The sequence below is a fragment of the Variovorax sp. H27-G14 genome, assembly GCF_046156345.1.
Lineage (GTDB): Bacteria > Pseudomonadota > Gammaproteobacteria > Burkholderiales > Burkholderiaceae_C > Variovorax.
This window is the reverse complement of the sequence record NZ_JAYLVN010000002.1, coordinates 343,325-367,722: the sequence shown is the minus strand read 5'-3', so window position 1 is coordinate 367,722 and position 24,398 is coordinate 343,325. Positions and strand designations below refer to the sequence as shown.

24 protein-coding genes are annotated in these 24,398 nt (G+C 66.6%); 5 read left to right on the top strand and 19 right to left on the bottom strand.

The annotated features are described in order from the left end of the window. Nucleotides 1–5: 5 nt before the first annotated feature. A complete protein-coding gene (locus VLK31_RS07260; RefSeq protein ID WP_409167709.1) occupies nucleotides 6–860 on the bottom strand; it encodes a hypothetical protein in 855 nt (284 codons plus the stop codon). A 562-nt stretch (nucleotides 861–1,422) separates the two neighbouring features. On the opposite strand from VLK31_RS07260, the gene VLK31_RS07255 reads away from it, so the two are divergent. From VLK31_RS07255 to VLK31_RS07240, 4 genes are all read left to right on the top strand, one after another. Further along, nucleotides 1,423–2,976, top strand: coding sequence for a fumarate hydratase (locus VLK31_RS07255; protein ID WP_409167708.1), 1,554 nt, complete (start codon nucleotides 1,423–1,425; stop codon nucleotides 2,974–2,976). Beyond that, nucleotides 2,973–3,800 carry a glutamate racemase gene (murI, locus tag VLK31_RS07250; RefSeq protein ID WP_409167707.1) on the top strand — a complete coding sequence of 276 codons (828 nt, stop codon included), beginning with the start codon at nucleotides 2,973–2,975 and terminating at the stop codon, nucleotides 3,798–3,800. Before VLK31_RS07255 ends, murI begins: the two co-directional genes overlap by 4 nt. 4 nt (nucleotides 3,801–3,804) lie before the next feature. Beyond that, nucleotides 3,805–4,593, top strand: coding sequence for a hypothetical protein (locus VLK31_RS07245; protein ID WP_409167706.1), 789 nt, complete (start codon nucleotides 3,805–3,807; stop codon nucleotides 4,591–4,593). A gap of 89 nt (nucleotides 4,594–4,682) precedes the next feature. Next, nucleotides 4,683–6,881, top strand: a complete 2,199-nt coding sequence (locus tag VLK31_RS07240; RefSeq protein WP_409167705.1) for an Ig-like domain-containing protein — start codon at nucleotides 4,683–4,685, stop codon at nucleotides 6,879–6,881. An 80-nt stretch (nucleotides 6,882–6,961) separates the two neighbouring features. Here the strand turns inward: VLK31_RS07240 and VLK31_RS07235 are convergent, their stop codons facing one another. Then, the gene (locus VLK31_RS07235; protein WP_409167704.1) at nucleotides 6,962–7,603 is read right to left on the bottom strand and encodes a DUF6806 family protein; all 642 of its coding nucleotides are present in this window, start codon (nucleotides 7,601–7,603) and stop codon (nucleotides 6,962–6,964) included. Between the two features lie 193 nt (nucleotides 7,604–7,796). Between VLK31_RS07235 and VLK31_RS07230 the strand changes: the two genes are divergently transcribed. After that, the gene (locus VLK31_RS07230; RefSeq protein WP_409167703.1) at nucleotides 7,797–8,141 is read left to right on the top strand and encodes a hypothetical protein; all 345 of its coding nucleotides are present in this window, start codon (nucleotides 7,797–7,799) and stop codon (nucleotides 8,139–8,141) included. Nucleotides 8,142–8,262: 121 nt separating this feature from the next. Here the strand turns inward: VLK31_RS07230 and VLK31_RS07225 are convergent, their stop codons facing one another. The 17 genes from VLK31_RS07225 to VLK31_RS07145 all read right to left on the bottom strand — a co-directional run bounded on the left by VLK31_RS07225 (nucleotide 8,263) and on the right by VLK31_RS07145 (nucleotide 24,387). Beyond that, entirely contained in the window at nucleotides 8,263–10,215 is a 1,953-nt protein-coding gene (locus VLK31_RS07225; protein WP_409167702.1) for a hypothetical protein, read from the bottom strand. Beyond that, nucleotides 10,215–12,074, bottom strand: coding sequence for a hypothetical protein (locus VLK31_RS07220; RefSeq protein ID WP_409167701.1), 1,860 nt, complete (start codon nucleotides 12,072–12,074; stop codon nucleotides 10,215–10,217). The genes VLK31_RS07225 and VLK31_RS07220 overlap by 1 nt, the downstream gene beginning before the upstream one ends. Nucleotides 12,075–12,245: 171 nt before the next feature. Continuing rightward, nucleotides 12,246–12,767 carry a DUF2514 family protein gene (locus tag VLK31_RS07215; RefSeq protein ID WP_409167700.1) on the bottom strand — a complete coding sequence of 174 codons (522 nt, stop codon included), beginning with the start codon at nucleotides 12,765–12,767 and terminating at the stop codon, nucleotides 12,246–12,248. Further along, nucleotides 12,767–13,285 carry a lysozyme gene (locus tag VLK31_RS07210; RefSeq protein WP_409167699.1) on the bottom strand — a complete coding sequence of 173 codons (519 nt, stop codon included), beginning with the start codon at nucleotides 13,283–13,285 and terminating at the stop codon, nucleotides 12,767–12,769. Before VLK31_RS07210 ends, VLK31_RS07215 begins: the two co-directional genes overlap by 1 nt. Continuing rightward, complete coding sequence (locus VLK31_RS07205; protein WP_409167698.1) at nucleotides 13,282–13,581, bottom strand: hypothetical protein; 300 nt, start codon at nucleotides 13,579–13,581, stop codon at nucleotides 13,282–13,284. The genes VLK31_RS07210 and VLK31_RS07205 overlap by 4 nt, the downstream gene beginning before the upstream one ends. Further along, nucleotides 13,578–13,916 carry a hypothetical protein gene (locus VLK31_RS07200; protein ID WP_409167697.1) on the bottom strand — a complete coding sequence of 113 codons (339 nt, stop codon included), beginning with the start codon at nucleotides 13,914–13,916 and terminating at the stop codon, nucleotides 13,578–13,580. The genes VLK31_RS07205 and VLK31_RS07200 overlap by 4 nt, the downstream gene beginning before the upstream one ends. A gap of 9 nt (nucleotides 13,917–13,925) precedes the next feature. Continuing rightward, nucleotides 13,926–14,534 carry a hypothetical protein gene (locus tag VLK31_RS07195; protein ID WP_409167696.1) on the bottom strand — a complete coding sequence of 203 codons (609 nt, stop codon included), beginning with the start codon at nucleotides 14,532–14,534 and terminating at the stop codon, nucleotides 13,926–13,928. Nucleotides 14,535–14,666: 132 nt separating this feature from the next. Then, the gene (locus VLK31_RS07190) at nucleotides 14,667–16,106 is read right to left on the bottom strand and encodes a hypothetical protein (RefSeq protein ID WP_409167695.1); all 1,440 of its coding nucleotides are present in this window, start codon (nucleotides 16,104–16,106) and stop codon (nucleotides 14,667–14,669) included. Further along, the gene (locus VLK31_RS07185) at nucleotides 16,106–16,513 is read right to left on the bottom strand and encodes a hypothetical protein (RefSeq protein WP_409167694.1); all 408 of its coding nucleotides are present in this window, start codon (nucleotides 16,511–16,513) and stop codon (nucleotides 16,106–16,108) included. The genes VLK31_RS07190 and VLK31_RS07185 overlap by 1 nt, the downstream gene beginning before the upstream one ends. Nucleotides 16,514–16,525: 12 nt before the next feature. Next, entirely contained in the window at nucleotides 16,526–16,768 is a 243-nt protein-coding gene (locus VLK31_RS07180) for a hypothetical protein (RefSeq protein WP_409167693.1), read from the bottom strand. 78 nt (nucleotides 16,769–16,846) lie between these two features. Next, a complete protein-coding gene (locus VLK31_RS07175; protein WP_409167692.1) occupies nucleotides 16,847–17,878 on the bottom strand; it encodes a hypothetical protein in 1,032 nt (343 codons plus the stop codon). Then, complete coding sequence (locus VLK31_RS07170; protein WP_409167691.1) at nucleotides 17,878–19,695, bottom strand: hypothetical protein; 1,818 nt, start codon at nucleotides 19,693–19,695, stop codon at nucleotides 17,878–17,880. The genes VLK31_RS07175 and VLK31_RS07170 overlap by 1 nt, the downstream gene beginning before the upstream one ends. Beyond that, on the bottom strand, nucleotides 19,692–21,524 hold the full coding sequence (locus tag VLK31_RS07165) for a hypothetical protein (RefSeq protein WP_409167690.1): 1,833 nt from the start codon (nucleotides 21,522–21,524) through the stop codon (nucleotides 19,692–19,694). The genes VLK31_RS07170 and VLK31_RS07165 overlap by 4 nt, the downstream gene beginning before the upstream one ends. Beyond that, complete coding sequence (locus VLK31_RS07160) at nucleotides 21,524–22,198, bottom strand: hypothetical protein (RefSeq protein ID WP_409167689.1); 675 nt, start codon at nucleotides 22,196–22,198, stop codon at nucleotides 21,524–21,526. The genes VLK31_RS07165 and VLK31_RS07160 overlap by 1 nt, the downstream gene beginning before the upstream one ends. A 2-nt stretch (nucleotides 22,199–22,200) precedes the next feature. Next, on the bottom strand, nucleotides 22,201–22,632 hold the full coding sequence (locus VLK31_RS07155) for a hypothetical protein (protein ID WP_409167688.1): 432 nt from the start codon (nucleotides 22,630–22,632) through the stop codon (nucleotides 22,201–22,203). A 10-nt stretch (nucleotides 22,633–22,642) separates the two neighbouring features. Beyond that, nucleotides 22,643–23,149 (bottom strand): hypothetical protein, encoded by a 507-nt coding sequence (locus VLK31_RS07150; RefSeq protein WP_409167687.1) that lies wholly within the window; start codon nucleotides 23,147–23,149, stop codon nucleotides 22,643–22,645. After that, nucleotides 23,146–24,387, bottom strand: a complete 1,242-nt coding sequence (locus tag VLK31_RS07145) for a hypothetical protein (protein WP_409167686.1) — start codon at nucleotides 24,385–24,387, stop codon at nucleotides 23,146–23,148. Before VLK31_RS07145 ends, VLK31_RS07150 begins: the two co-directional genes overlap by 4 nt. Between the last annotated feature and the right edge of the window lie 11 nt (nucleotides 24,388–24,398).

The window sequence follows — 24,398 nt, the reverse complement described above, 5'->3', positions numbered from 1 at the left end:
CTCGGTCAGTCGAGAGAGCTTTCGAGCGCGGTGAGGCTGATAGTGACAGCTTTGGCGCGGTCAGTGACATTGGTGCATGCTGCTTGCTGATCCGCCGAATTGCCAGCGACGCAGTATTTCTTTCGATCATTTTCGATGTTCATCAAATTGCCACGAAGAGTCGAAATCTTCTTGGCCTTTGAACCTTTTGTGCCTTCTTCAAGCGCAAGGCCCAGGCCTGACATGAATGAACAACTGTTGTGCAACGTTGTTATGTCATTAATTCCTTGATAGATGCCGTAGCTGGCGTAGGAGTCGTTCATTTTCCCGTCGATGACAAGCATTTTCGATTCGTACGATTCAACAATTTTTTTATCCACCGCAGTGACGACCATCTGTTTGTAGACGGTCTCATTGACCAACGAACGTTCGGAATTAGAAAACAAGGCGAGAGCGGCGTAAAGCGTTTTGGCGCTGTCTGAATTGACGACGGCTGCGGCACCTGCGAAGAAGTTGGTCAGGGTTCCGAAAGTGACGTTTGTAGCGGCTTCCCGACCGTAAATCGACTGCCTGTGTTTGAGACAAAGATTCGAAGATGCCATCATCAAAATAGACAGGGCTTCGTTTCTTTCCCTTTGGCAATCCGGAGGTACGACGGTGAAGTTTGCAAAGCAAGCTTCAGAAACAATGCTTCTTCCCGGACTTTTTTCAGCATCTATCGTTCTGACGCGTTTGAGTTCGGTCACGATGGCCGAACTGGAAGCCATCGAATCTTTATCGATGGGTCGAACCGAATAGCCCGCAAATGCATGATCTTCAATTGTCTGGCAGCCGGCAAGGGTGATGGCCACGCACAGTATTGCGCTCGACAGAATTTTCATGATTTTTCCTTTTGGCGTCCTCCGCCGCCGGCAGATTCGCCGTGCGAGCAGGATTCGTCAATAGGAATTTAATGAATACGAGAAAAATTTCCGGGAATTTGGATTGAGGTCACCAAAATATGGGATGGCAGCGTGGATCAATTAGGTGGTAATGATTTACTTCGACACCAAAGCCATTCGGGGCGCCACTCACGCCGACGGGGTACCTTGCTCCGCGAATGTCCTCCGGCCTTCGGCCTCCCCCTTTATTTCGCTGCGCAAGGCACCCCATCGGCGTGAGCGTTTTCAGCGCACTGGTTGATCGGCTGCAAACCGACAGCGGGGTCGTTGCTCAGAGCGCGGGTTGATCAGCGAGCACCAGCAGCGTGCCCCAGTGCACAGGGCGTCGGGTGCTCCCCGCAGCGAAATAAAGGAGGAGCGAAGCGGGGGACATTCGCGGAGGGGAGTACCCGGCGGCCTGTGCACACGCCCTGAACAACGTAACCCGGGATGAACCCACGTCACACAAACGGCGCTGAGATAATCCCCGGGCGTTTTCACATTCATAAAAAAGCCCCCCACCATGACGACCACGATCCAGCAGGCCGACCTGATCGAATCGATCAGCGCCGCGCTGCAGTACATCAGCTACTACCACCCCGCCGACTACATCGCCCACCTAGCCAAGGCCTACGAACGCGAACAGAGCCCTGCGGCCAAAGACGCCATCGCGCAGATCCTCACCAACAGCAAGATGAGCGCCACCGGCCACCGCCCCATCTGCCAGGACACCGGCATCGTCAACGTGTTTCTCAAAGTGGGCATGGACGTGCGCTGGGGCGGCTTCACCGGCAGCCTGGACGACGCCATCAACGAAGGCGTGCGCCGCGGCTACAACCACCCCGACAACACCCTGCGCGCCAGCGTGGTGGCCGACCCGCAGTTCGACCGCAAGAACACCAAGGACAACACCCCCGCCGTCATCTTCACCGAGATCGTCCCCGGCAATAAGCTCGAAGTGACCGTCGCGGCCAAGGGCGGCGGCAGCGAGAACAAGAGCAAGCTGGCCATGCTGAACCCCGGCGACAGCGTCGTCGACTGGGTGCTCAAGACCGTGCCCACCATGGGCGCAGGCTGGTGCCCGCCCGGCATGCTGGGCATCGGCATCGGCGGCACCGCCGAAAAAGCCGCTCTCATGGCCAAGGAAAGCCTGATGGACGACCTCGACATGCACGAGCTGCAGGCCAAGAAGGCATCGGGCGCCGAGCTGAGCAACGTCGAGGCGCTGCGCATCGAGCTCTACGAGAAGGTCAACGCACTGGGCATCGGCGCACAGGGCCTGGGCGGCCTGGCCACCGTGCTGGACGTGAAGATCATGATGTACCCCACGCACGCAGCCAGCAAGCCCGTGGCGATGATTCCCAACTGCGCGGCCACGCGCCACGCGCACTTCACCATGGACGGCAGCGGCGCGGTGTACCTCGACCCGCCGTCGCTGGACCTGTGGCCCGACGTCAACTGGGCGCCCGACGAAAAGAAGAGCAAGCGCGTGAACCTCGACAAGCTCACGCCCGCCGAAGTGGCCAGCTGGAAGCCGGGCGACACGATCCTGCTGAACGGCAAGATGCTCACCGGCCGCGACGCCGCGCACAAGCGCATTCAGGACATGCTGGCCAAGGGCGAGAAGCTGCCCGTGGACTTCACCAACCGCGTCATCTACTACGTCGGCCCGGTCGATCCGGTGGGCGACGAAGCCGTGGGCCCGGCCGGCCCGACCACCGCCACGCGCATGGACGGCTTCACCGAAATGATGCTGGCCCAGACGGGCCTGATCGCGATGATCGGCAAGGCCGAGCGCGGCCCGGTCGCCATCGAGGCCATCAAGAAGCACAAGAGCGCCTACCTCATGGCCGTGGGCGGCGCCGCCTACCTGGTGAGCAAGGCCATCAAGACCGCCAAGGTGGTGGGCTTTGCGGACCTGGGCATGGAAGCGATCTATGAATTCGACGTGGTCGACATGCCCGTGACGGTGGCGGTCGATGCCGGTGGCACCAGCGCGCACATCACCGGCCCGGCCGAGTGGCAGAAGCGCATCGCCAGCGGCGAGTTCAAGACCATCATGATGGAAGCCGCTTGAACCCGGTAGGCGTCTTCGACAGTGGCGTCGGCGGGCTCAGCGTGCTGGCCGCGCTGAGGGCCGAGCTGCCGCACGAAAACTTCGTGTACTTCGCCGACACGGCCTATGCGCCGTACGGCGAACGCGGAGACGCCTACGTGATCGAGCGCTCGCGCGCGGTGGTCGAGCACCTGCTGCGCGCGCACGGCATCAAGGCGCTGGTGGTGGCCTGCAACACGGCCACCACCGCCGCCATTCACCTGCTGCGGGCCGAGCACCCGAACCTGCCGATCGTGGGCCTGGAGCCCGGCCTGAAGCCCGCGGTGGCGGCAAGCCGCACCGGTCGCGTGGCGGTGATGGCCACGCGCGGCACACTGGCCAGTGCCAAGTACGCGGCCTTGCGTGCATCGTTCGCCGGATCGGCCGACGTGCGCCAGGTGCCCTGCGACGGGCTGGTGAAGGCCATCGAAGGCTTCGACGCCGCGGGCATCTCGGCCCTGTGCGAGCGCTACATGAACGAGGCCGGGCCTTTCGGCAACGGCCCGGACGACGTCGACACGGTGGTGCTGGGCTGCACCCACTACCCGCTCGTGAAAGACGAACTGCGCCGGCATGCGCCGGCCTCGCTGCGCTTCATCGACACGGGTGTGCCGGTCGCGCAGCAGACGCGGCGGCTGCTGGCATCCGCGGGGCAACTCGCGGAGCAGTTGGCAGAGGGCGGCCCCGGCAATCTGACGCTCGAAAGCAGCGGCCACGTCACCGTGCTCGAAGCCGCGGCCAGGCGCTGGCTCGGGCTCACGATGCCCACCCCGGCCATCCCGGCCACGGCGACCACCGCAGTCTGACCCCATGCATCTGCTGCGCCACGCCGCCCTCCTCCTTCTTTTTCTTTCGGCCACCGGCCTGAGCCAGGTGACCCACGCGGCCTGCGAGAGCGGCCTGGCCGAGCGCATGCACGCCAAGCTGCATCCGAACCGCCCGCTCGACGAGCGGCTCGCGGCCTGCAAGATCTGGCCGGCGTTTCCGGGGCGCAGCATCGTCGTGCTGCCCATGCCGCGCGAAACCACCGACCACGGCGCCAAGGTCTTCGACCTGGAGATCCTGCTGATTCAGCGGCCCGACAACGGCAACACCGAGCGCGACACCGTCATCGGCCGCCTCATGCAGCCGGAGGCGCTCGACGAAGACGCCACCACGTCGATTCAGGACATTCGCATCGACACCTCGCGCTACGTGCTGTCGCCCGAGGCGCGTGCCTTCGGCGTGCGCGTACGCTACCGCGGCACCAGCGGACCGGGCAGCCCGCTGGCGAGCGAGACCGTGCGGCTGTACGTGCATCACGGCAAGCAGTTTCGCCAGGTGCTGCAGGAGATAGAGCTCGACCACGACAACGGCGGCTGGGACGCCACCTGCACCGGCCACTTCGAGAACCTGCGCACCATGCTGTCGGTCGGCAAGGGCGCCAGCAACGGCTTTGCCGACCTGCAGCTGTCGCGCACGCTGATCCAGAGCCGCGCGCAAGAGCTGGAAGACCAGGGCTGCGTGGAGAAAACGCTGCCGGCAAAGTTCAGCACCGTCACGCTGCGCTACGACGGCGAGCGCTTCAAGGTGCCGAAAACGCTCCGGCAAATGCCCTGACGAGCACCTGACTTTCGACTGGTCTTTCACGGGCCAGTCACACGAAATCAACAGCATGCGCGGTTTCCCCCAGAGAACCTCCGCGCACAATGAACTCGCTCTTTCCGACCCGCATTCCCTTCAAGCCCATGTTGCTCGCCAGCACCCTCTCGTTGTTGCTGATCGCCTGCGGCGGCGGCAGTGACGCAGGCAACGCCGGCTTTTTTATGCCGGTCGCCAGCACGCCACCCGTGGCGCAGCCTCCCGCCACCCCGCCGACAGTGGAGCCCGACCAGTTGGTGTCCAAGGCGCGGTTCACGCCCAACGCAGGCACCACCGAAGGCTCTTCGGACGCATCGACCGCCCTCGCGCTGCCGGACAACTTCATGCTCGTGGCGGACGACGAAGCCAACGTGCTGCGCGTGTACCCGCGCGGTGGTGGCGCCGCAGTGAAGGAATGGAGCTACAAGCTCGAAGGCCCCAAGCTGGCCAAGGAGCTCGACCTGGAGGCCGGCACGCGCATCGGCGACACGCTGTACTTCACCGGCTCCAACAGCAACAAGAAAGACGGCGGCGACGCGGCGGCCGATCGCTCGCACCTCTTCGCGGTGAAGGTCACAGGCACCGGCGCGGCCACCGCGTTCGACTACGTGGGCCAGTTCTCGCTGCTCGAGGCGCAACTGATCGCCTGGGACACCGGCAACGCGCACGGGCTGGGCGCCAAACACTTCGGCTTTGCCGCGTCGGCGGCGGCCGGCGTGGTGCCGGAGCGCGTGGACGGCTTCTCCATCGAAGGCATGACCAGCGCACCGGGCGACACGGCGCTGTGGCTGGGCTTCAGGGCGCCGCAAACAGGCGCGTCGGTGCGCACCAAGGCGCTGATCGTGCCGCTGCAGAACTACGCCGCGCTGATGGCCGGCACGGCGACGCAGGCAGCCTTCGGCGCGCCCATCGAGCTGGCGCTGGGCGGGCGCGGCATTCGCTCGATCGACAAGGGGACGGACGGCAACTACCTGATCGTTGCCGGCCCGGCAGGCGCCAGCAGCCCGGACGTGGACCGCAACTTCGCGCTGTTCGCCTGGGACGGCAACGCCAACAACGCGCCTGTCGAACTGTCGAACGACCTCGATGCGCTGCGCAAGGAAACGGGGGGCAGCTTCGAGTCCACCGTCGACGTGCCGGGGCCGGTGAAGGCCGGCACGCAGGTGCAGCTGCTGCTGGACAACGGCGACACCAAGTGGGACGGCAACACCGCCTCGAAAGACCTGCCGGCGGCCGAGCAGAAGTTCGACGGCTTCGTCGTTCGCCTGGGTGCGCCGCGGGTCGATACCACCGGGCCGGTGCTCAAGAAAGCGATGCCGGCGGCAGGCCGCGTGGGCGTGAACCTCGACACCTCCATCACGCTGACCTTCAACGAAGGCGTGCGCCTGGGCGCCGGCAGCATCGTGCTGCACAAGGCCGACGGCAGCGTGGTCGAGAGCTTCCACACCAACAGCCCCGCCGGGCGCGTGCAGGCAGCGTTCAACGTGCTGAAGCTGGTGCCGACGGCCAAGCTGGCGATGAGCACGGGCTACTACATCACGGTGGATGCCAATGCCATCACCGACGATGCCGGCAATGCCTTCGCGGGCATCGCCGATGCCACGCGGCTGAGCTTTGTGACGGCCGGCGTGCCCACGCCGCTGGTCGCCGGTGATCTGCTCTTCATGGCCGCCAACGCGGAGGCACCCGATGCCTATGCCTTCGTGCTGCTGAAGGCGGTGAACGGCGGCACGCAGGTGCTGTTCACCGACCGCGATCGCAAGGCGGACCCGAACGAGTTCAAGGACATCATCAACGAAACGGCCTTCTTCTGGACCGCCGATCAGAACCTGCCGGCCGGCACCATCGTGACCATTCAGACCGACGTCGTCGGGAGTCCGATTGCGGACAAGGGCTTCACGATGGGGTCGCCGGGCGGCATCGGCAAGTCGGAGACGATCTTTGCCATTGCGGGAGGGACCATCGAGGACCTGGGAGACGGCAAGGCGGGGAAGATCACCGCGGTGGGCAACTACCTCGCGAGCATCACGCTGGGCGGGCCTGCGGGCGAGATACCCGCGGCTCTGACGACGGCGGGCACGGCTTTCAGCTTCACGGTGTCGCCGGCCAACCAGACCAATTCGATCTACACCGGATCGCTTGACCGGTCGGACCTGGGCGCGTTCGCGGCGCGGGTGAAGAACCCGGCGAACTGGGTGCAGCGCTATGCGCCTGCGGTCGGTTATCCGCTGACGAACGACAGCCTGTTCGGGGACAAGCTGCCCTGAGGGGAATCAACCCCGCAGCGCGGGGTTGGAGGCAAGAAACAGGGCTGCGCGCCCTGTTTCAAGCAGGGTGCAGAAGTCGGTCAGTGCAGGTGACGCGGACGGCGACCGCCGCCGTGGCCACCACCGCTGCCGCCGCTGCCCGGACCGCCCGTGCCGCGCGGGCGCTTGCCGATCTCCAATGAGTTCACCAGGGCGTCGAAACGGTCGCTGAAGAGGCGATCGATCTCGGAGACAACCCCACCCAGCTCGGCACCGTCGAAGTGGCGCTCCATGAGGTTGATGACGTCTTCCACCAGCAGGTCGCGCTGCACCTGCATGATCGCGGCCGGATTGGGGCCGACGAACAGCATCAGGAAGTCGTCGCGCGACTCTTCGTCGGGGTCGCCCTCTTCTTCGTCGAAATCGGTGTCGTAGAAGGTGACTTCGATGGCCGCGCCGCGGTCGGACAGCTCGTTCAGCGCCATGCACATTTCGTCGAGCGCCTGGCGGAAGTCTTCGTCGCCCGGCACGGTCCAGCAGATCTGCAGCGTGTGGTCCTTCTGCTCGAAGCGGATGCCCGGCTCTTCTTCGTAGGTGCTGGTGGCACCGTCGGCCAGCGACTTGGCGCCAGCGTATTTCCACAGGGGCTTGAGCGCCTCCTGGATCTGGTCGAAGCTCACGTCCGAGCGCAGCGGCACGTCGCCGTGCACATGAATTTCAAATGGAGCGTTGTAGCGAGGCATCGAATGCTCCCATGTAAGTTTGGTACCCGGAACGTGCACCGTATTCCCTTATTTCATGCGGGTTCGCAAAGAATTTGGGGGATTAACGGGGGGCGGGTTTGAGTTTGTCTAAAAGGTGTTCGCCGATTTTCCCACATGGGCGGCTTCCCGGAATTCCCCCGAATTTCGGTGCAGGGCGCGCTATTCTGCCTCCATGTTCTTCGCCGAAGTCACCTTCCTGATGCGCAATGGCCTGCGCCTCAAACCAGCCGAGCGCCAGCCTCCCCTGCGCGCGACCGTCATGATCCGGGACTCTGACCGCGACAAGAACAACTCCGGCCGCAACCTGGTGGAGGTGATGCTGTTTGAGCACTGGGGCCTTGCTCAGGCCCGCTCTGCCGGCCGCATGTCTGACCCCGTCATCCTGCCGTTCAAGGGCGCCGGGTTTCTGCTGTCCGGCATCGAGCTCGATCCGCAGCAGGTCGGCGGCGAACCCCGAATGCTCGAGCACCGGCAGGTCTGGCACGTGGTGCCGGCTGAGCGCCAGGGCAGCGAGTAGCCCGGCAGCGAACTTGCACCAGGTCGGAAACCGGCTACAGTGCCCGCCATGACCACGTTCCTCATCATCAAACTGACCCTCTTCGGCATCGGAGCGCTTGGATGGGGCATCTACTGCGGCATCAACGATTTGGACTTGTCAGGGCAACCGGAGCGGCACGGGCCGCGAGACTGAGCGGGACTGCCGCCAGGCTGCGCGACAGAGGCCCCTTGGGTTGCATGAGCGCCGCGGCGCGCTGCGGGTCCAGAAGGGCCTGCGAAAGCCGCTCCTGAATTTGCGCGTTCGCGCCGCCATACACCACGTTCAGCGCCCGGCCGGCCAAGCCCTGCACAGCGGGGACGCCAGACAGACCACGCCCCATCACCGACTGCAGCAGGTTGCCGCTCGCCAGGTTCTGCACCGTGTTCGACCCCACCGCCCGCCCGGCGTTGCTGGCGAGTTGGCTAGCGTTGAGGTCGGCTTGGAGCCGGCGCAACAAGCTCAGCTGCTCAGGCGCAAGCTGTCGCGCCAGATCCTCGCCTTGGTTCTTCAGCAAATTGTTCAACGTCGCGGCCGAGAGCACAGCATTGCCCTGGGCGTCCACCGTGCCGGTCTGAATTTTTTGCAGAACCTCAGAGAGCTTTTCCATCTGGTTGATGGGCTTGCTCTGCGTAGCGTAGGTGCGCAGATACTGAAGCCAGGTCGGCTGGGCAGCATCCCCCGTGATGCCGCCGGTCTCCGGGCCCACGCGTTGCGACAGCGGGCCCAGCTCGCGGGATGCAGGAACTGAGGCGCGGCGGCTTGAGGTGTCGATGGCATCGTCAAGGGCGCCCCGCACTTGCCGGAGCTGCCCTCCAGCGTAGCGAAGGTTGCCTGCTTCGCCCTGCAACTTGCCCTCGAGCACGTCGTTGATGTCTTTGCGAATGGCGTAGAGCGCGCGGGCGTTCACCGTGCCATCCTCGGCCATGAACGAGCCGATGCGGCTGCGAAACTGGCCAAGGGCCTGCTGCGACAACTGCCCTGCATTGTTTGGGTTCGCGAGCATGCCGTCGATTCGGCCCAGCAGATCGCCCACCGGCACTTCACCCGCACGGTCGAGCACGTTTTCTCGCATTGAGCCGGTGAGGTCGTCACGCGCTTGCTTCGCGAGCGAGAGCTTGCCGGGGTTTCCGGCGACGTCTTCAAGGGCCGCGGTGCGTGCCTGATTTTGCGCAGTCTGCCGCGCGGCGAGTTCGCCAGCGAAGGCGGGATTGTTCGCCTGCACGGTGCGGCTCAGCCCCGCCAGCCCTGAGTCGCCAGAAGCCATGGCCACCGTTGGAGCGGATCCCGGAATCACTTCGCCCGCGCCGGCCAATGCGGCGCGCGCCGCATCGGGATCGGTCGCGAACTCACGCAGCGCACCGCCGACGATCTTGTCCTGGCCCGCGCCGTAGAAGGGGCGCACCACACCGCCGATGGCCTTGCCGACCTGTCCAAGCGCGCGCGCCGCAAGCGGCACTGCGGCGCCAATGGCTGCGCCCGTGCCAGCGTCATCCGGGTTCACGAGCCCTGCCTGCGCGCCGCCGGAGATTGCTCCGCCCAGGGTACGAATCGCAAGACCACCACCGGATGCGCTCATTCCACCTGTCGTGATCGCATCGCCCAGTGCGGCCACCCTGGGCAGCGCGGCACCTGCACCGAAGCCCTTTACGACGGCACCCATGGCGCCGCCCACGGGCAGCGTCGCTGCCACCTGGCCGCCCACGCGCCCAATGCTCGCAGCTGTGCTGTCGCCGTACCCTTTGTCGAATTCGGCTTTGCCAGCATCATTCAGCCCCTTGACGCGCTCGCCCTCCTTCGTGCCAGCGATCTTGTCGAAGCCGCTGGCCAGGAACTGCGCGCCCGTGTCGACCACATCTTTAGCGCCGCGCAGCAGGCCCATGCCGAGGTTTTCGGCCACGCCGCCGCCTTGCCCCTTCGCTTCCTGCGTCGGAGCTGCGTCGGGCGTTGCAGACGGCTGGCTGCGGATGTAATCCGAGAGGCGCGTCGCGCTGGCGGTATCGCCGGCGGCGTCAGCGCGTCGCAGCGCGTCGTAGAGTTGGTCGTTGCCGGCCATCACTTCGGCCCCCCGTACTTCTTCAGGATCGCGTTGATGTCATCGGGATGAGCCCGCGCGGGCGGCGCCCCGCCGCCGTTTGCCGCCGTAGCCTTCTGAACCGCGGTATCTGCCAGAGTCCCACCCGATGGGCCCGCGCGCAACCGCGCAGTGTCGATGAGGCTGTTCAGGCGCTGCTGCTTCTCGGACACAGTCTTGTCGGCGTCGCCTGGTTGCGCGAAGTAGGAACGGCTGAGCCCCTGCAACTGCTCCTTCGTGTAGGCCGCACCCGTGTTGAGCGTCAACGCAGCGTCGAGCGCGTCTAGCTGCGCGGCCTCCACGCGCTGCCGGTCTTCAGGGCGGACCTTGTTGGCCAACGCCTCAGGCAGCACGTTCACGAGCGCGGTGCCAAGCCCTGGCTGCGTGGCGCCCGGGTTGGTGGCGCCCACCCCGCCGATGAGCTTCAGCGCGTTCTCCATGCGCACCGCATAGCCAGCGCTCTTCGCCTGGTCTTCGGTGAGACCCGCTTTCGCGCCGGCGACCCGTGCAGCCTGATCCGACTTGTAGATGTCGACACCGAGCTTTGCGCGGTCGATAGAGTTGGCCTCCTGCTGGCGCGAGTCAACCACCCGAGCGCGCGCTGCCAAGCCCTGTTCCTGCAATTGGGCCCGGTTCGTGTCGCCCTGCTCCTTCGTCTGCAGAGCCTGCTGTTGGGCGCGCTGCGCGAGCGGCATCGCAGCGCCTTGCACTGCATCCTGGAACGCCTGCGCGCCGCCTCGCCCCGGCGCCGCGCCGCGCGCGAGAACCGTGCGCATCTGAGCAGAATCGTTGAAATCGGCGTTGCGGTTTGCGTAGTCGACGGGGCCGATCACACCCATTCCAGGCGTCGGGCCGCCGACGCCCTGTTGAGCCGTTTCCAACGCGCGCGCCGACAGGCTGCGCTGTACATCCGAGTCACGGTTCAGTTGAGCCACGCGGTCCGCCGCCGGCGCGCTCGCGCCACCAAGGTCAGTGACGTTGCCGCGGGCAGAAAGCGGGCCGGGGCCGACCGAGGAGGACGCCGGCAACGCCTCCGGCGCTCCGCCCGGAGCGGTTGGAGCAGCAGCAATCGCCGCTGTTGCCGCGGGTGTCGCGTCCACTGTGCGAACCTGCGCCTGCGTCGCGAGAGGACGCGCGACAGGCGTGCCACCAGTTGGCATCTGCGGAAAAAACCCGAAGGCTGCGCGATTCAGGTCGCGCTCGTCCACCAAGCCTCCGCTGGCCAGACCCAAGCGACGATCCGCCGGCACCTGCGGTGCTGGCGCAGGTGCCGCTGGAGCCGGAGCAACGGGGGGCGCGAACGCGCTACGCACTTGCTGGACTGGGGCGCTGGAGATGATGCCCAACCCACTGGGCGCCGCTGGTGTGGCTGCGGCTGGTGCAGGTGCTACTTGCGCGCCGGGAATCACCGGCTTGGGCGCAAGGGGGGTCTGCGCGGCCGGGGTTCCCAAAACCGGCGGTGCTGCAGGTGGTGGGGGCGCTTTGTAGCTGTCGACGGTGCTCACCGTTCCGCCTGGCGCTTGGCCGTTGATGGCAACGCTCCCAACGACATTGCCGCCCGAGTAGCTGTTGCCAACTCGGGTCACGTCGTTGGTTGGCTGCCCGTAAGGGTCCGCGATCATGCCGCCGGCGGCAGCGTGCTGCACGCCCTCCTTCATGCCGGGCTCTGGCAACTGGCTGCCCATCTGCTTGACCATGCGCATCAGGTGCGCAGCGCCGAAGCGGCGCACATCGTCTGCAGGGATGACCAGCTCGCCGTCGCTCAGCGCTGCGGGTATGGAATCGGAAGTGCCAGTGCCGGGGCCGCGCACCAGAACGCCGGCTTGTTGTTCGTTCGCCATGGTTCAGCCTTTCATGTGGCTGCAATGGTCGTCGGAGGCCCAAGCGCGGGCAAACGCTACGGGGGTGCGGGGGCCGGGCCTTGTTCTAGACCCGGCCCTCACTGCAGGGGGTTGGATAGCGACGAAGAAGAGCGCCGCAGACGACAGGCACCCCCTACTGGCCTGGCATCGTCATTTCGTGGTCAGGGCGTCGTAGGAGCGCTCGCAGGCGATGCCGGCAATACGGAGCCGGTCAGCGTACTGGCCGACCGTGACAAGCTCGTCGCTATGCCGCTCGAGCACACCAACGAGCAGATCAAGGGCGTCTGCACCAGGCTCGCCCTCGCCTGCGCCGGCAGCGGCGGATTGCGCGCGGGCTCGACGGGCGGCGATGACGGCGGCGTCGTGCAGGCTGACAGCAGCAGTACGAGCGCGCTGCAGGTCAGCTTCGAGAGAAGCAATGCGGGATTGGGCATCTATGACCTCCTTTGCGACGGCCGCGGCGCGGCGCTGTTCTTCGGTGCGCTGGGCGCGCTCGGCCAGGCGCTGGCTTTCGGCCTGTGCTGCGCGGTATTCAGCAAGTTCCTGCCGCGCTGAGGCCGCGTCGGTCCGCGCGCTGGCGCCGCGCGTACGCTCGATGCCGGCGGTGGCCAGCGCCGCCACGAGGGCGAGGCCAAGGGCCCAGAGCAGCGGGGTCTTCAGGTCGGGCAGCATCAACCCGCCTCCGCCAGCTTGAAGCACCAGTTCGCCTCGTACTGCCGGCGGTTCTGCAATCCCTGTACGAACACGCCACCGGCGAAGCTCCACACCGGCCGACCATCCGGCCCGCGCGCGAGCGCCTTGCACGCGGCCTCGCGGTTGCCGTCGCGCAGCAGTTGCGCTGCGCGCGAGCCGCAAGCGCCCTGCTTCCCCACGTTGATAGCGAACAGGGTGAAGGCGTCAAGGCTGTTCTGGTCGAACCTGTCGGCCGGGATGCATACGAGCACTGCGCGGCCGTACTCCGTAGCCGTCTGCCTGTCGATGGTGTCGCACTGGGCCTGCGTGAGCCGTTCGCCCACAGGCCGTGGCGGCTGTGTGCGGCCACTGCAGTAGGTCGGCAGCCCGCCGGCCAGCTTGTCAGCGTAGACAACCAGGCGCTGGTCTTCCCAATGGTGCATTGCGCCAAGCAGCGCAGCGCTGCCCAGCACCAGCGGTGCGGCCACCTTGGCCAGCAGCTTTGTGTTGCCGCTCATTTGAGTGTTGTCCCGCTCTTGAACGCAACCCAGGTCGCCGCGATGGCGCCGCCGATGGTGGCGATGTAGCTGAAGGGCTTGGCCATCTTCCCGATCCAGGCCGCGGCGCGTGCGAACTCGACCAGGTCGGTGGTGTCGCTGGCCACTTGCTGCGTCAGCGTCGTGTTCGCCGCCAAGCTGGTCTCGATGCGCGCCATCCGCTCATCACCCTCGTCGAGCCGCGCGTGGATGGCGACGATCTCGGGATGCGGTGGTGCGGCGCCATCCGCGGCCTTGGTTTGCTCTGTGCTGTTCATCGTTCGACGGTCCTCAAGAAGATGGACCGGTCATCGATCCGTGGCGGGGTGTTGGTGGTGGTGATCCGGCAGGTGACGCGCAGCTTGTTCGGGCCGTCGACGGGCTTGGTTCCACCGGTGAGCCAGACGGTGGCCGTGGTGCCGTCGTGCGACTGGTTCACCACCGTGAGCGTGGGGTCCACGATGAACACCACCGACGCGATCGCATCGCCGGGGTTCAGCGCGAGCCAGGCGGCCCAGTCGAAGGAATAGTCGAGCTGCGCGTCGGTGTCGCGGTCGATGACGAAATCGCCCTTCGAGTCGACAACGTAGGTGGTGGGCTTCGGAGTGGCCATGCTGGTCTTTCAGTCGGTGAAGGCGATGCGGCGGCGCTCGCCTGCGATTGCTGCGGTGCGCTGCTCGGGCACGGCGGCCACGTTGCGGACCTCGCGCACCACGGCGTAGCCCCGGCACTCGCCGGCGACGAGCAGCGTGCGTTCGTTGCGCTCGAAGCTGAAGGCGTGACCGATGCGGGCGATCTGCGTGGTGCGGGTCGCCGTCTGGGCAGCGCGCACACCCATGCCGGCCAGCAGCAGCTCCACCACCTGCGAGGTGCTTTCTGCGAGCTGCTCGGCGGAGGCTTGCGCGCGGTCGATGAGTTCGGCCGCCTGCGTCGTGGCATCGGCGATCTGGTCGGCGGCGACGGTGGCGAGGTGCACCATGCTGGCGATCTGCGCCGTGGCGGCGGCCAGTTGGCTCGCTGTCACCTGCGAGGTGGCAGAGACGGTGGCAGCCTGCGACGTGGGCAGCGCGCTCTGCGCTGCAGCGAACCGGGCGACGCTCGCGAGCGTGGCGGCCTGGGTCGTCGCCTGTGCGGTTTGTGCCGCCTGGAGCGACCGGGCTGCCGCAGCAGTGGTCAGCGCGGCTGCTTGGGTCGTCGCCGCCGCAGCCTGTGCGGCAGCAATGCGCTCCACCGCGAGCAGGGCTGCCGTCTGGGTCGTTGCGTCCGCTGTCTGGCTGGCGGCAGCGCTGCTGGCCGAAGCTACAGCAACGCGTGCATTCCCACCGAGAGGAGTGGACGCGAGAGAGCGCGAGCCGAGCATGGTTTACCCGACGACCTCAGTCAACTTGATACTCGCAACCCACTTGATGCTCGTGGATGCCGCACCAGTGACATTGATAGACAGAGAGCCGAGTGTGGTGTTGGCCGTGGCAGTCACCGCCCATGCAGATGCACCGCCAATCGCTGCCACAGTCGTCACCGTTGGCGTGCCATCAATCTGTGTTGCGGCGGCAATCCCGCCGCGCGATATCGCTCCGGTGATGCGATACACCGCTCGGTCGCCGAATGTCGTCACCTTCGCCGAAACTGTGACCTCGAAACCGAACATGGAATTGTTAGGCAGGATTGCACACGTCGCCGCCGACGGCGCACTACCGTCAGCAGAAAGTGGTGTCGTGGTCGCATTTGAAGTTAGTGCGCGATGGACGAGGTTCTCGAGCTGCGCATCGCCGACCAAGCCGAAATTTCCACTCGCGTTTGCCACCGCGCCGCGCACACGAGCTAGGGCGTAAGTGCCCATTGCTGTTGAACCATCGCCTGCGGCCTCATTGAATCCGCCGCCAACTACAGTAGAGGTGTCTCCACTTGCCTTGTTGAGTGTGCCGCCGCCGATGGTTGCGTTGTAGTTCGTAATGGCATTTCGGTCGCCTCCGCCAATCGTGGAGGCGTTCCCTACAGAGATAGCGTTTTGCGTGCCGCCGCCGATGGTAGAACTTGCACGGCTAGTTGCGTTTCCTGTGCCGCCGCCAATAGTCGCGTAGTCGCCGCCGCTGATGATGTTTGACGAACCGCCACTGATGGTTGGCGACGTAGGGCCGGAATCAATGCGATTACCGAATCCGCCGCCAACGAAGGAATTAATGCCGGCGCTTGTGTTATTTCGGCCGCCGCCGATGGTGGCGTTCGTGCCAGACGCTACTTGCGACGAACTGGCGCGGTTCGTTTGCCAGTCCACAGCATTCGTGCCGCGCTTCGCCCCGCCCGTTGCTGAGCCGTCGGGAAGCTGTGCCAAGACGGCTCCGGCACCTTTTGGCTGCAGCACGACATCAGTGTCGGTCGTGGCGCCTGGCGCGGTCACGAGTAGTCGCGCCGCGTTGACCGTTGAATTCGGCGAAGACGTATTCAGTGACTCGGTGAAATTCGTGAGCCCACCAGCCAACGAAGCCAGCTTCGATGCCGTCACGCCCAAGCCGATGCGGCGCGTGCCCGCAGCCCAGCTGACGGCAGCGCCTGCGTTGCTGCTGGCTTCCACGGTCGTGCGCGCCAGCACGCCGCCCGTGCCCCACGTGTAGAACCCGACCTCCCAGCCGCCGTTCGGCACGCCGTTGGCGTCCACATCCTCCACGAAGCAGCGCACGGTGTCCGCGTTCGCGCAAACGGACGAGAACGCGCGGTAGCCCGTGATCGCGCCGGCGAGCGTGTACGAGCCCGTGCCCGTGGTCGTGCTGGTCTCGTAGACGCGGTCCGCCGTGACTTCTGCCATTACGCCCCCGGCTCGGTCACGGTCCAGCTGCTGATGTTGACGGTCTGGCCGCTGGCGATGGTGGTGTTGTCGATGGTGACGTCACCGCCGCCACCGGTGGCCGTCACGGTGCCCTGTTCGTGGCACGTGGTGCCCGCGCTGTCGACGATGCGGTAATGGCCGGCCGTGCCGTTGCCGGTCGCGGTGCCAGCCACGGGCGTGGAGTTGAAGGCCTTCACGCCGGCGGAAGCGTTGGCGGCCCAGTCGGCGCCAAGGGCCCACTCGACCAGCAGGGTGCCGCTGGCAGCCGCAGCACAGTTCGCCGGCTGCGCGCCGCTGTAGATGCGCACCTTGGCCGATGTGCCGATGGCGGTTTCGATGGCGTCGAGGCGCGCATTGCGCACCGTGGTTGAACGTTGGACGGTCATGGCGATGCTTCCTTACTTTGCCGCGGCGCGGATGGCGTCGAGCACGGCCTGCAGCGCGGGCGGCACTGCGCCACCGGCGGCGGTGATGCGGCTCTCGGTGGATTCGGCCTTTGCGAGCGCCCACGCCTTGGCGTTGGTGACCGTGGCCAGCGTGCTGAGCATCAGCTCCAGCGGTGTGTCCGGCGTTGCCGCGTCGAGGACTGAAGTCGGCAGGCGGCCCACGTCATCGGCGGTCAAGGTTTGCTGTTCGTCCATGGGGCAATCTCCTGTGATGCCCGCATGGTGTCGGCCCGCCCCCCTTCGGTCGAACCCTAGAGGGGGGACGCTCGCGCGTCAGGTGGACGTCGAGTCCTGCCCGCTGATGCTCACGCCGGCGTGGATGCCGTTCAGGAGACCGGCTGCCTGCGTGGCGAGCTGCTGCGCTGCTTCCAGCGCCGCGCGCACCTTCGCCTCGATGATCGCCAGCTGCGAACGCTGGTTCGCCTCCTGCCCGCGCATCTTCAGGTCTGCGTCGGCGATGGACAGACGCACGCGCGGATCCAGCGCCGCGCTCTGTGCCTGGTAGAGCGAGACCAACGTGCGGTTGAAGTCGTTGCGCAGGCCTACGAACCCGGTGGCCAGCTGCATGGCAGTCTGCGGCCCCAGGATCAGCGTCTTGATGTAGTCCCCGGCCGCCGCGAGCGCGGAGATGCGCAGGCCCGTGGCCTGCTGCACCGCCAGCCGGGCGTTCTCGATCTCGGTGTCGGCCGTCTTGATGGCGATGTCGCGCGACTGCGCCGCCAGCTGGTCATTGGCGGCCTTGCGAATCTGCATCAGCCCGCTGACCAGCGCACCCGGCGGCAGAGGGAAGCCACGGTTTGCGAAGGTCGAGAAGGCCTCGGCCTCTGCCCTGCCCGACTCTCCCAGGATCCGCGCGCGATCGCGCTCCCAAATCTGCGCCTCCGTGCCCGCGCCGATGCCGGTGCCGCCCGTGGTCAGCGACTTCAGCAGCCATGCGAGCGCCGCGTCGGCCGCTGGCTGGATGTCGGGGAAGTACGTGGCCTGGAAGTCGGCGAACCCGTCCTCGATCTTCTGCGTGATCTCGGCGTTGGTGTCGTCGTAGATCGCCTTCGCGTCGCTGGGATCGCTGGGCACCAGCCCGGGCGAGATGGGCGGCACGTAGCTGGTGTCCAGCGCCGGCGTGTTAATCAGGGGCGCGGGGCCGGCCAGGGCGATGGCGCTGTCAACGCGGTTGGCCGCGTCGATGGTGCGCTGCTGGCCGTTCTGCCATGCGGCGTTGACGATCTGCGACGTGAGCAGCGGCGCGCCGGCGCCGCCAGATGCGTCGGGGACGGTGACGATGCCGCCGGGTGGGATGGTTGCCATCAGAGTTTCCTTTGCAGGTCTGCGACAGCGAACTGGATGCCTTCGAGCTCGAAGTCCTCGCCGTCGACGTTGTAGATGATGGGCGTGAGGTAGTTGGCCTGCAGCGCCTTGCCCTTGCCGAACTTGAAGCGCTGCAGCTGCAGCTCGTCGCTGTAGCTCTGCGTCTGATAGACGAACTCGCGGCCCTCGGCGCGCAGCTTCATGTACAGCGGCGCCGGGCCCGCCATGGTCACGAAGCACTCCACCAGCGTCTTCTTCTGCGCGCTGCCGAAGTCCTTGGCGCCCAGGGAGATGGCCGCGTCGATGGGCGTGCCCGCGTCGTCGTCGCCGTCCAGCTCGAAGATGCCGTCGGCGTTGGAGCCGAAGTACCGGCCGCCGATGTTCGCGAAGCTGTTGAAGACGAAGCCCGAATAGCTGGTGCTGCCGTTGGTGGCCAGGTTGACCGCCCAGACGTCGACATCGTCGGCGGGCGCGGCCAGCGGCAGATCGAACAGCATGCGGATTGCCATCTCGCCCGTGGTCACGGTGCTGGCGCTCATGGGCACGTCCATCAGCATGCCGATGGGCATGGCGGCGTCGGCCAGGACCAGCGCGTCCATGCCGATACCGAAAGCCAGCCCGATAGGCATGCTGGCCACGTCGACCAACTGGGCCGACATGCCGATGCCCATGCGCAGGCCCTCGAGCATGTAGGCGAAGTCGTCGGGCTCCTTGTGGGCCTCCATCGTCATGCGCGGCAGCACCATAGCGGCCGCGGCGTAAGGTCGGTCGGCGGCGATCATCGCCAGCGGCGCGCGCGCCATCGCGGCGCTGCCCGTCTGGCCCACCAGCAGAATGCCCTGCCCTGCGATAGTTGGCAGCGCCAACACGGCCGAACTGCGCGCCATCACGCCAAGCGCGCCACCGTAGCTCAGCAGCCCCAGTCGTGGCATGGAGAGCGCGGCCTGACTGAAAACAGACGTTTGGCTGGCCAGCATGCCCATGAGAGGCAGCGACATTGCTGCGCGCGACCATGGGTTCGATTGCACGGTGAGCGCTGGCAGCGTCATCGCGGACGTAGCCACGATGTAGTTGCTTGCCGCCATCTGCATGCCCGGCATTTGCATGGCCGACGACCCCGCGCCCATGGCCACCAGCGCGGGGTCGGACACGAAATCGTCGGCGGCGTACAGCACAGCGGCCAGGCGCAGCGTCTCCTGTCCGTAGGTCGAGCTCTCCGAGCCGATGCTGGCGCCATTCTTGTAGAAGGTGACGCTGCCGCCGTAGTTGCGAATGGCGAACGTGTCGTCCGCCACGAAGCTGTCGAGCACCGCGCCCGTTCGCAGGTTCTTGATCTGGCCGCCGGTGAACAGCAGGCCGTGCGGGATGTGACCGTATCCCGCTGTCGGGTTGTCGAAGCTCGAGAGGCCCACAGCGGCGCCCACCACGGTATCGCGCACTTTGAAGGTGGACTGGCAGAAGCCGAAGGCAGCCGCCACGGTGCGCGCGAATGACGTCCAGCCCTGCGGCGGGTTGTCGACTCGATACGCCGGTGAGCCAGGCACTTCCGGCACCCCCGGCACCTCGTGCAGCACGGCGTAGGTGAAGGTCTCGTTGATACCGCCGTTGCCGGTCACGGGGCCGGTGTAGATCAGCGTGGTCAAGCTGCCCCTGCCACTCCCGCCCAACGCTGTCTGCACGCGTATCCACTGGCTGTTGCCGACCACCACGCGGGTGCCGGTCAGGGTCTCCGACCAGGTGTAGGCTGCACGCGCAGGCTGGTACGGCACGGCCGGGACGGTGTAGAAATTGCCGGCGCGGTAGAGAGCATTGCTCATGGCTTGTTGAACTCCGGGTAGCCGGGGAAGGTGCGCCCGGTGTAGCGCCCATCCGTCGCCGCGGCGGCGCTGCCCGTGAATACGGAATTGATGCGGCTCTGCGTCGGGTAGGCGTAGTAGTTGGGCACGTCCTTCTCGTAGACCTTGGTCATGGCCGAGAACGTGAGGTCGCTCTTGAAGACGCGCACCGTGGTGCCCGCCAGAGCGATGGTGTAGGCCTCGCCCTTGTCGTCCGCGCTGCGGTAGGGCCGCGCCACCACGGGCGTGGCCACCGGCCGGTCGTTCACCGCGTCGGTCGGCAGGTAGCCCGAGACGGTCCAGGTGGTGCCGTAGTCCAGCGTGTAGAGCATGCGCCAGCGCTTAGGGTAGTTGTCGGACGGCGTGTTGCCCTGCGACTGCTGCTCACCCACCGACAGGAAGAATGTGCCCGGGCCGGCCGTGCTGATGGCGTTCTCGAAACGCTGCGGCGCGAAGCTGGTGGCGATCATGGGCGCCATCCAGGTGCCCGCGGCCACGGCGGTGATGTTGGCGCGCGGGTAGCCGTCCCAGCTGTCGGCCGGCCACGGCTTGTTGACGAAGTTGCGCCCGGTCTCGTCGGACACGAAGAAGCGCCAGCGCGTGAAGTAGGCCAGGCGCCCCCCGTTGCTGTCGGAGTACTCGATGGGCCGCGCCGCAGCGAACTCGCCGGTGGTATAGGCGTGGTCGTAGTCCCGGCCGCCCAGCACCACCATGGCGATGCGCCCGCCGCCAATGGGGCTGGCATGGAAGAACTGCGGCGCGCAGGTGTCGGCGTCGGTGCTCAGCAGCGTGCCGGTGGCGTAGCTCACGGGCGGCCCGGCCAGCCGGTAGAGGTGCGGCACCAGCTCGGGCACGGTCTCGGTGTACCAGGTGCGGCCGTGGTCGTCGGAGCGCAGGAACTTGGGCGGGTTCGGGTACGCCAGCGGCGCCAGCTGCATGGTGCCGGGCCCGCCGGTGGTGGGCACCTCGGTGTAGGGGTGCACCAGCGCCATCAACTTGCCGTTGCCCACCGTGCACACGCGGTAGAAGCGGCTGAACATCAAGTCGGCGCTGCCCGGCAGATCCACGCGCGTGACCTTTCGCGTCACCGTGTTCCCGTAGAAGCACACCAGGTCAAACGGCGTGAGGTCGCCGGCGGCGTAGTAGTTCTCCGGCCCCTGATCGGTCAGCAGGCGACGCCCGATGATGCCGAAGCCATAGCCGCCGGCCGCGGCGTCCCAGCCTGTCACGAAGATGCTGGGCCGCTCCGTCAGCGTGGTGGCGCCTACGCCCACGGCGTTGTACCAGTAGCGCGGACGCGACGGCAGGTTCACCACGTCGGCGAACGACACGTTGGCGCCGGCCTTGTTGTCGGCCGACAGCGAGAGCACTTCGGTGGCCCCGCTGTTGGCGTTGATGAGCGAGATCCAGCAGTTGCAAGGGTCGTTGGCATTGCCCGTGCCGTTGTCGTGGGTCAACGCCAAGACATAGCCGCCGCCCACATAGATCTCGTGCCCGTTGGGGAAGCCGCCGGGCGAGCGCAGCGGGTTGTCGAAGTCCACATCCTTGCGCGTTGGCGTGGTGCCGATGCGGCGGTACAGCAGGTTGCCGGTGGTGCGCGCCATGAGGGACCACAGGAAAGCTGTGACGACCGTGGCCGCCTGCTCGAAGGTGACTTCCAGGAACCCGAGCTTCTTCGTCGCCACCGTGGCCGGCAGGTTGCCCATGGCGGGCCGCCGGCGCGACAGGTAGGGCACGCGTGAGTCAGCGATGAAGCGCGCGTCGCTATTGCCCTGCGCGCTGAACCCGTCGCGGTTCTTGACGAACTTCATCAGACCACCTCGAAGGTGTTCTGATAGCCGGTCCAGACCGGCCCTTTGGCCACATTGACGGTGAGGAAGTCCAGCGAGGAATTGCGGCCCAGAAAGCACACGATGCGGCTCAACCCGTAGCTTTGATTGAAGCGCTGGTCGTTGGAGAACGACATGCCCAGAAATTCGACCGTCTGAACGCCGTCCATAAAGACCATCTTGCCGGGGTAGGACTGCCCGGGCACCAGCGGAACCTGAAGCGGCGCCACCCCGCCATTGATGAGGCCTGCGCCGCCGTCGTAGACGCTCACGCCGCCAGCCCCGTTGTTCTTCACCTCGAAGCGAGCACCGCTGAAGATTTCAGCTGAGATGTCGAAGTAAAGGCCGAACAGTTCGGCGTCGGCGACGGCTATGTCTGGGGCAGGCGGCGCCACCCAGTTCCATGTCACCTCGATGAAGGTGGGCAGCCCGTAGGACAGCCCGCCGGCGCCGATGGAGGGGCGCGCATACGAGCCAGCCGGCGAGCCCGCAGCGGTCGTCAGCTTCCCGCCGGTGACGATGGCCGTGGCGCCACCGAACGCGGCGTTGTCGTCCCACGAAGAGAAGCCGCCCGTGAACGGGTTCACATCAGGCGCGCGCCCGACCACGGACGTGGACCCGGCCGTGTTGAACTGGTCGTCGAAGACGGCTGCCACGATCAGCCTGCGGGCTGCGCCACGGTGTAGGAGTCGATGGTCTGCGTCGCGCCGCTGGTGAGCGACGTGGAAGTGAGGTTCAGGTCGGCACCGGCCACGGCACAGGTGCCCTGGATGCGCGCAGCCGTCGTTGAGCTGGCGCCAGTGTCGGCAGCGAGCACGTGACGGAAGAACGATGAGCTGTTGGTCGCGACGTTCACGCCGGTCCAGGTCTCACCGGGCGCCTTGGGCAGCACGCCGGCCGCGGCGGCGGTGTCGAAGTTGATGCCGGCGCCGGCGTTCTTGATCGTCACCAGCAGCACCGCCGAGCCGATCGCGTCGTCGGCGGTTGCTGGCACGGTGCCGGAGTAGATGCGGATCTCGCCGCCGGCGAGCGCCGCCTTGAGCGAGCCGGTGGAAAGCAGGTAGTTGCGCAGGCCAGTCGAGAGCTTCATGGCGGGTTCCTCAGGTAGATGCGATGGAAGGGCTTGCCAGCACGCGCAGGATCGAGCCCGTGCTGAAAGGCTTGGGGGACGGGAAGCGGACGGCGCTCAGGATCACGCTGGAGGTCGCGCCCTTGGTAGACGCACCGCTTAGGAAGGCGCCGTAGATCTGCTTGTCGGCCGTCGAGGTGAACTCAGCCAGCGACGCGGCGTTGTCGGTGTTGCCGTTGGCCACGTTGCCGTCGACGAACTCCACGCGGGTGCCCGGGGTGTAGGTAGTGCACTCCGTGAGCAGGCCCGGCAACGTGGCGGCCGTGATGGTGGGCGCCGGCGTGGCGTTGCCTTCGAAAAGGCCGATGTACCACGTGGTGATCGGGGTGACGCCCTTCAGCGCCACGTTCAGCATGTGGTTCAAGCCTTCGATGGGCACCAGGTTCAGCGCGCGCTCCCGGCAGATCAGGCGCCCGCGCGGGTCAATCAGTTCGAGCGAGTATTCGAGGCCGCCATGCGGCAGTTGAGGCTTGTTCATTGGTCGATGTCCTTGCGGATGATTTCGGCGGCCTTCCAGCCACGGGATACGCCGCGCGCGGGCTCGGCGCCGCTGCGCGATGTGACGATGTGCCGGGAGCCGTTCTGCTCGCGGTAGAGGGCCGCGCCGCGCGTGCCGCCGGCCAGCGCCAGCGCGTCTTCCTGCACGTTCTTGGCGCTGCCGGCACCGTCGGCGATGACCAGCCCGCGGTCGGACAGCCAGAACACGGTCTCGCTGGTGGCGTCGTAGCCGCCAGTTCCGCGCACAGCGCCGTAAGGAAGGATCGGCGGCGCGCTGGTGTTGTCCAGGTCGCCAGCGAGCCAGTAGGTCTGGTCGGCCACCACGTACACGCCGCCGACGGCGGGCTGCACGATGGTGATGGGAGCCGGGAATGGGATGTAGCCCTTCGAGGCGTCGAACACGCCGTAGTAGTAGGGCTCGGAGCGAATCAGCAGGTTGCCCACCACCGTGAGCAGCCGGCCGTTGTAGTGCCGCACGAGCTCGCCGGCCGGCATGCTGGCCAGCAGCAGGGTCTGGCAGCGGATGCCTGAGGCGGCGTGCGTCACCAGGTCGACGCTGGTGGCCGTGGTCTCCAGCTCGAGCGTGGGAATCTCGCCGTTGGGGCCAGTCATGTAGGCGCGCACCAGGTCGCCCGGGAGGTTGGCCAGGCGGATGCCGCCATTGGCGGGCACCTCTATCTGCACGGGCGCCGTGGCAGCGGATTCGCCGTCGGTGCCCACGGCCGTGAGCACCACGGTGTAGCGCCCGGCAGCCAGGCTGCCAGCGATCACGGTGAACACCGGCAGGCTGCCCAGCGCCTCGGTGACTACGGGGCCGTCCACGCCGTCGCGGATGCGGCCCATCACCTCGCCGTTGGCGTAGTAGACGGCGCCATCGGGGAACCGCTCGAAGGACGTGGGCCGGCCAGCGGACACGCCTGCGCGCATCACCTCCGCCTGCAGGCCTGGGCCACTGGGCGTGAGTCGCACGAGGTCGGTGCCAATGACGGCATATCCGTCGTCATGGCCATCGCCCCACACCGAATGTGCGATGCCAGCGGCGCGCGGCGTCTGCCCGCGGCGCCGGCGCACGCCGCCCTTGTCGTTCAGGTCGATGTTCACGCCAGCGGGCAGCGCCTGTAGCTTCACGCCGCGCGCGGGCTGGGACTCGAGCTGCGATTGCTCAAGGCGGTTGTTCACACCGGTGAAGGTGCCGATGGCGACGGGACGGGTGGGCATGGACCGGGAGT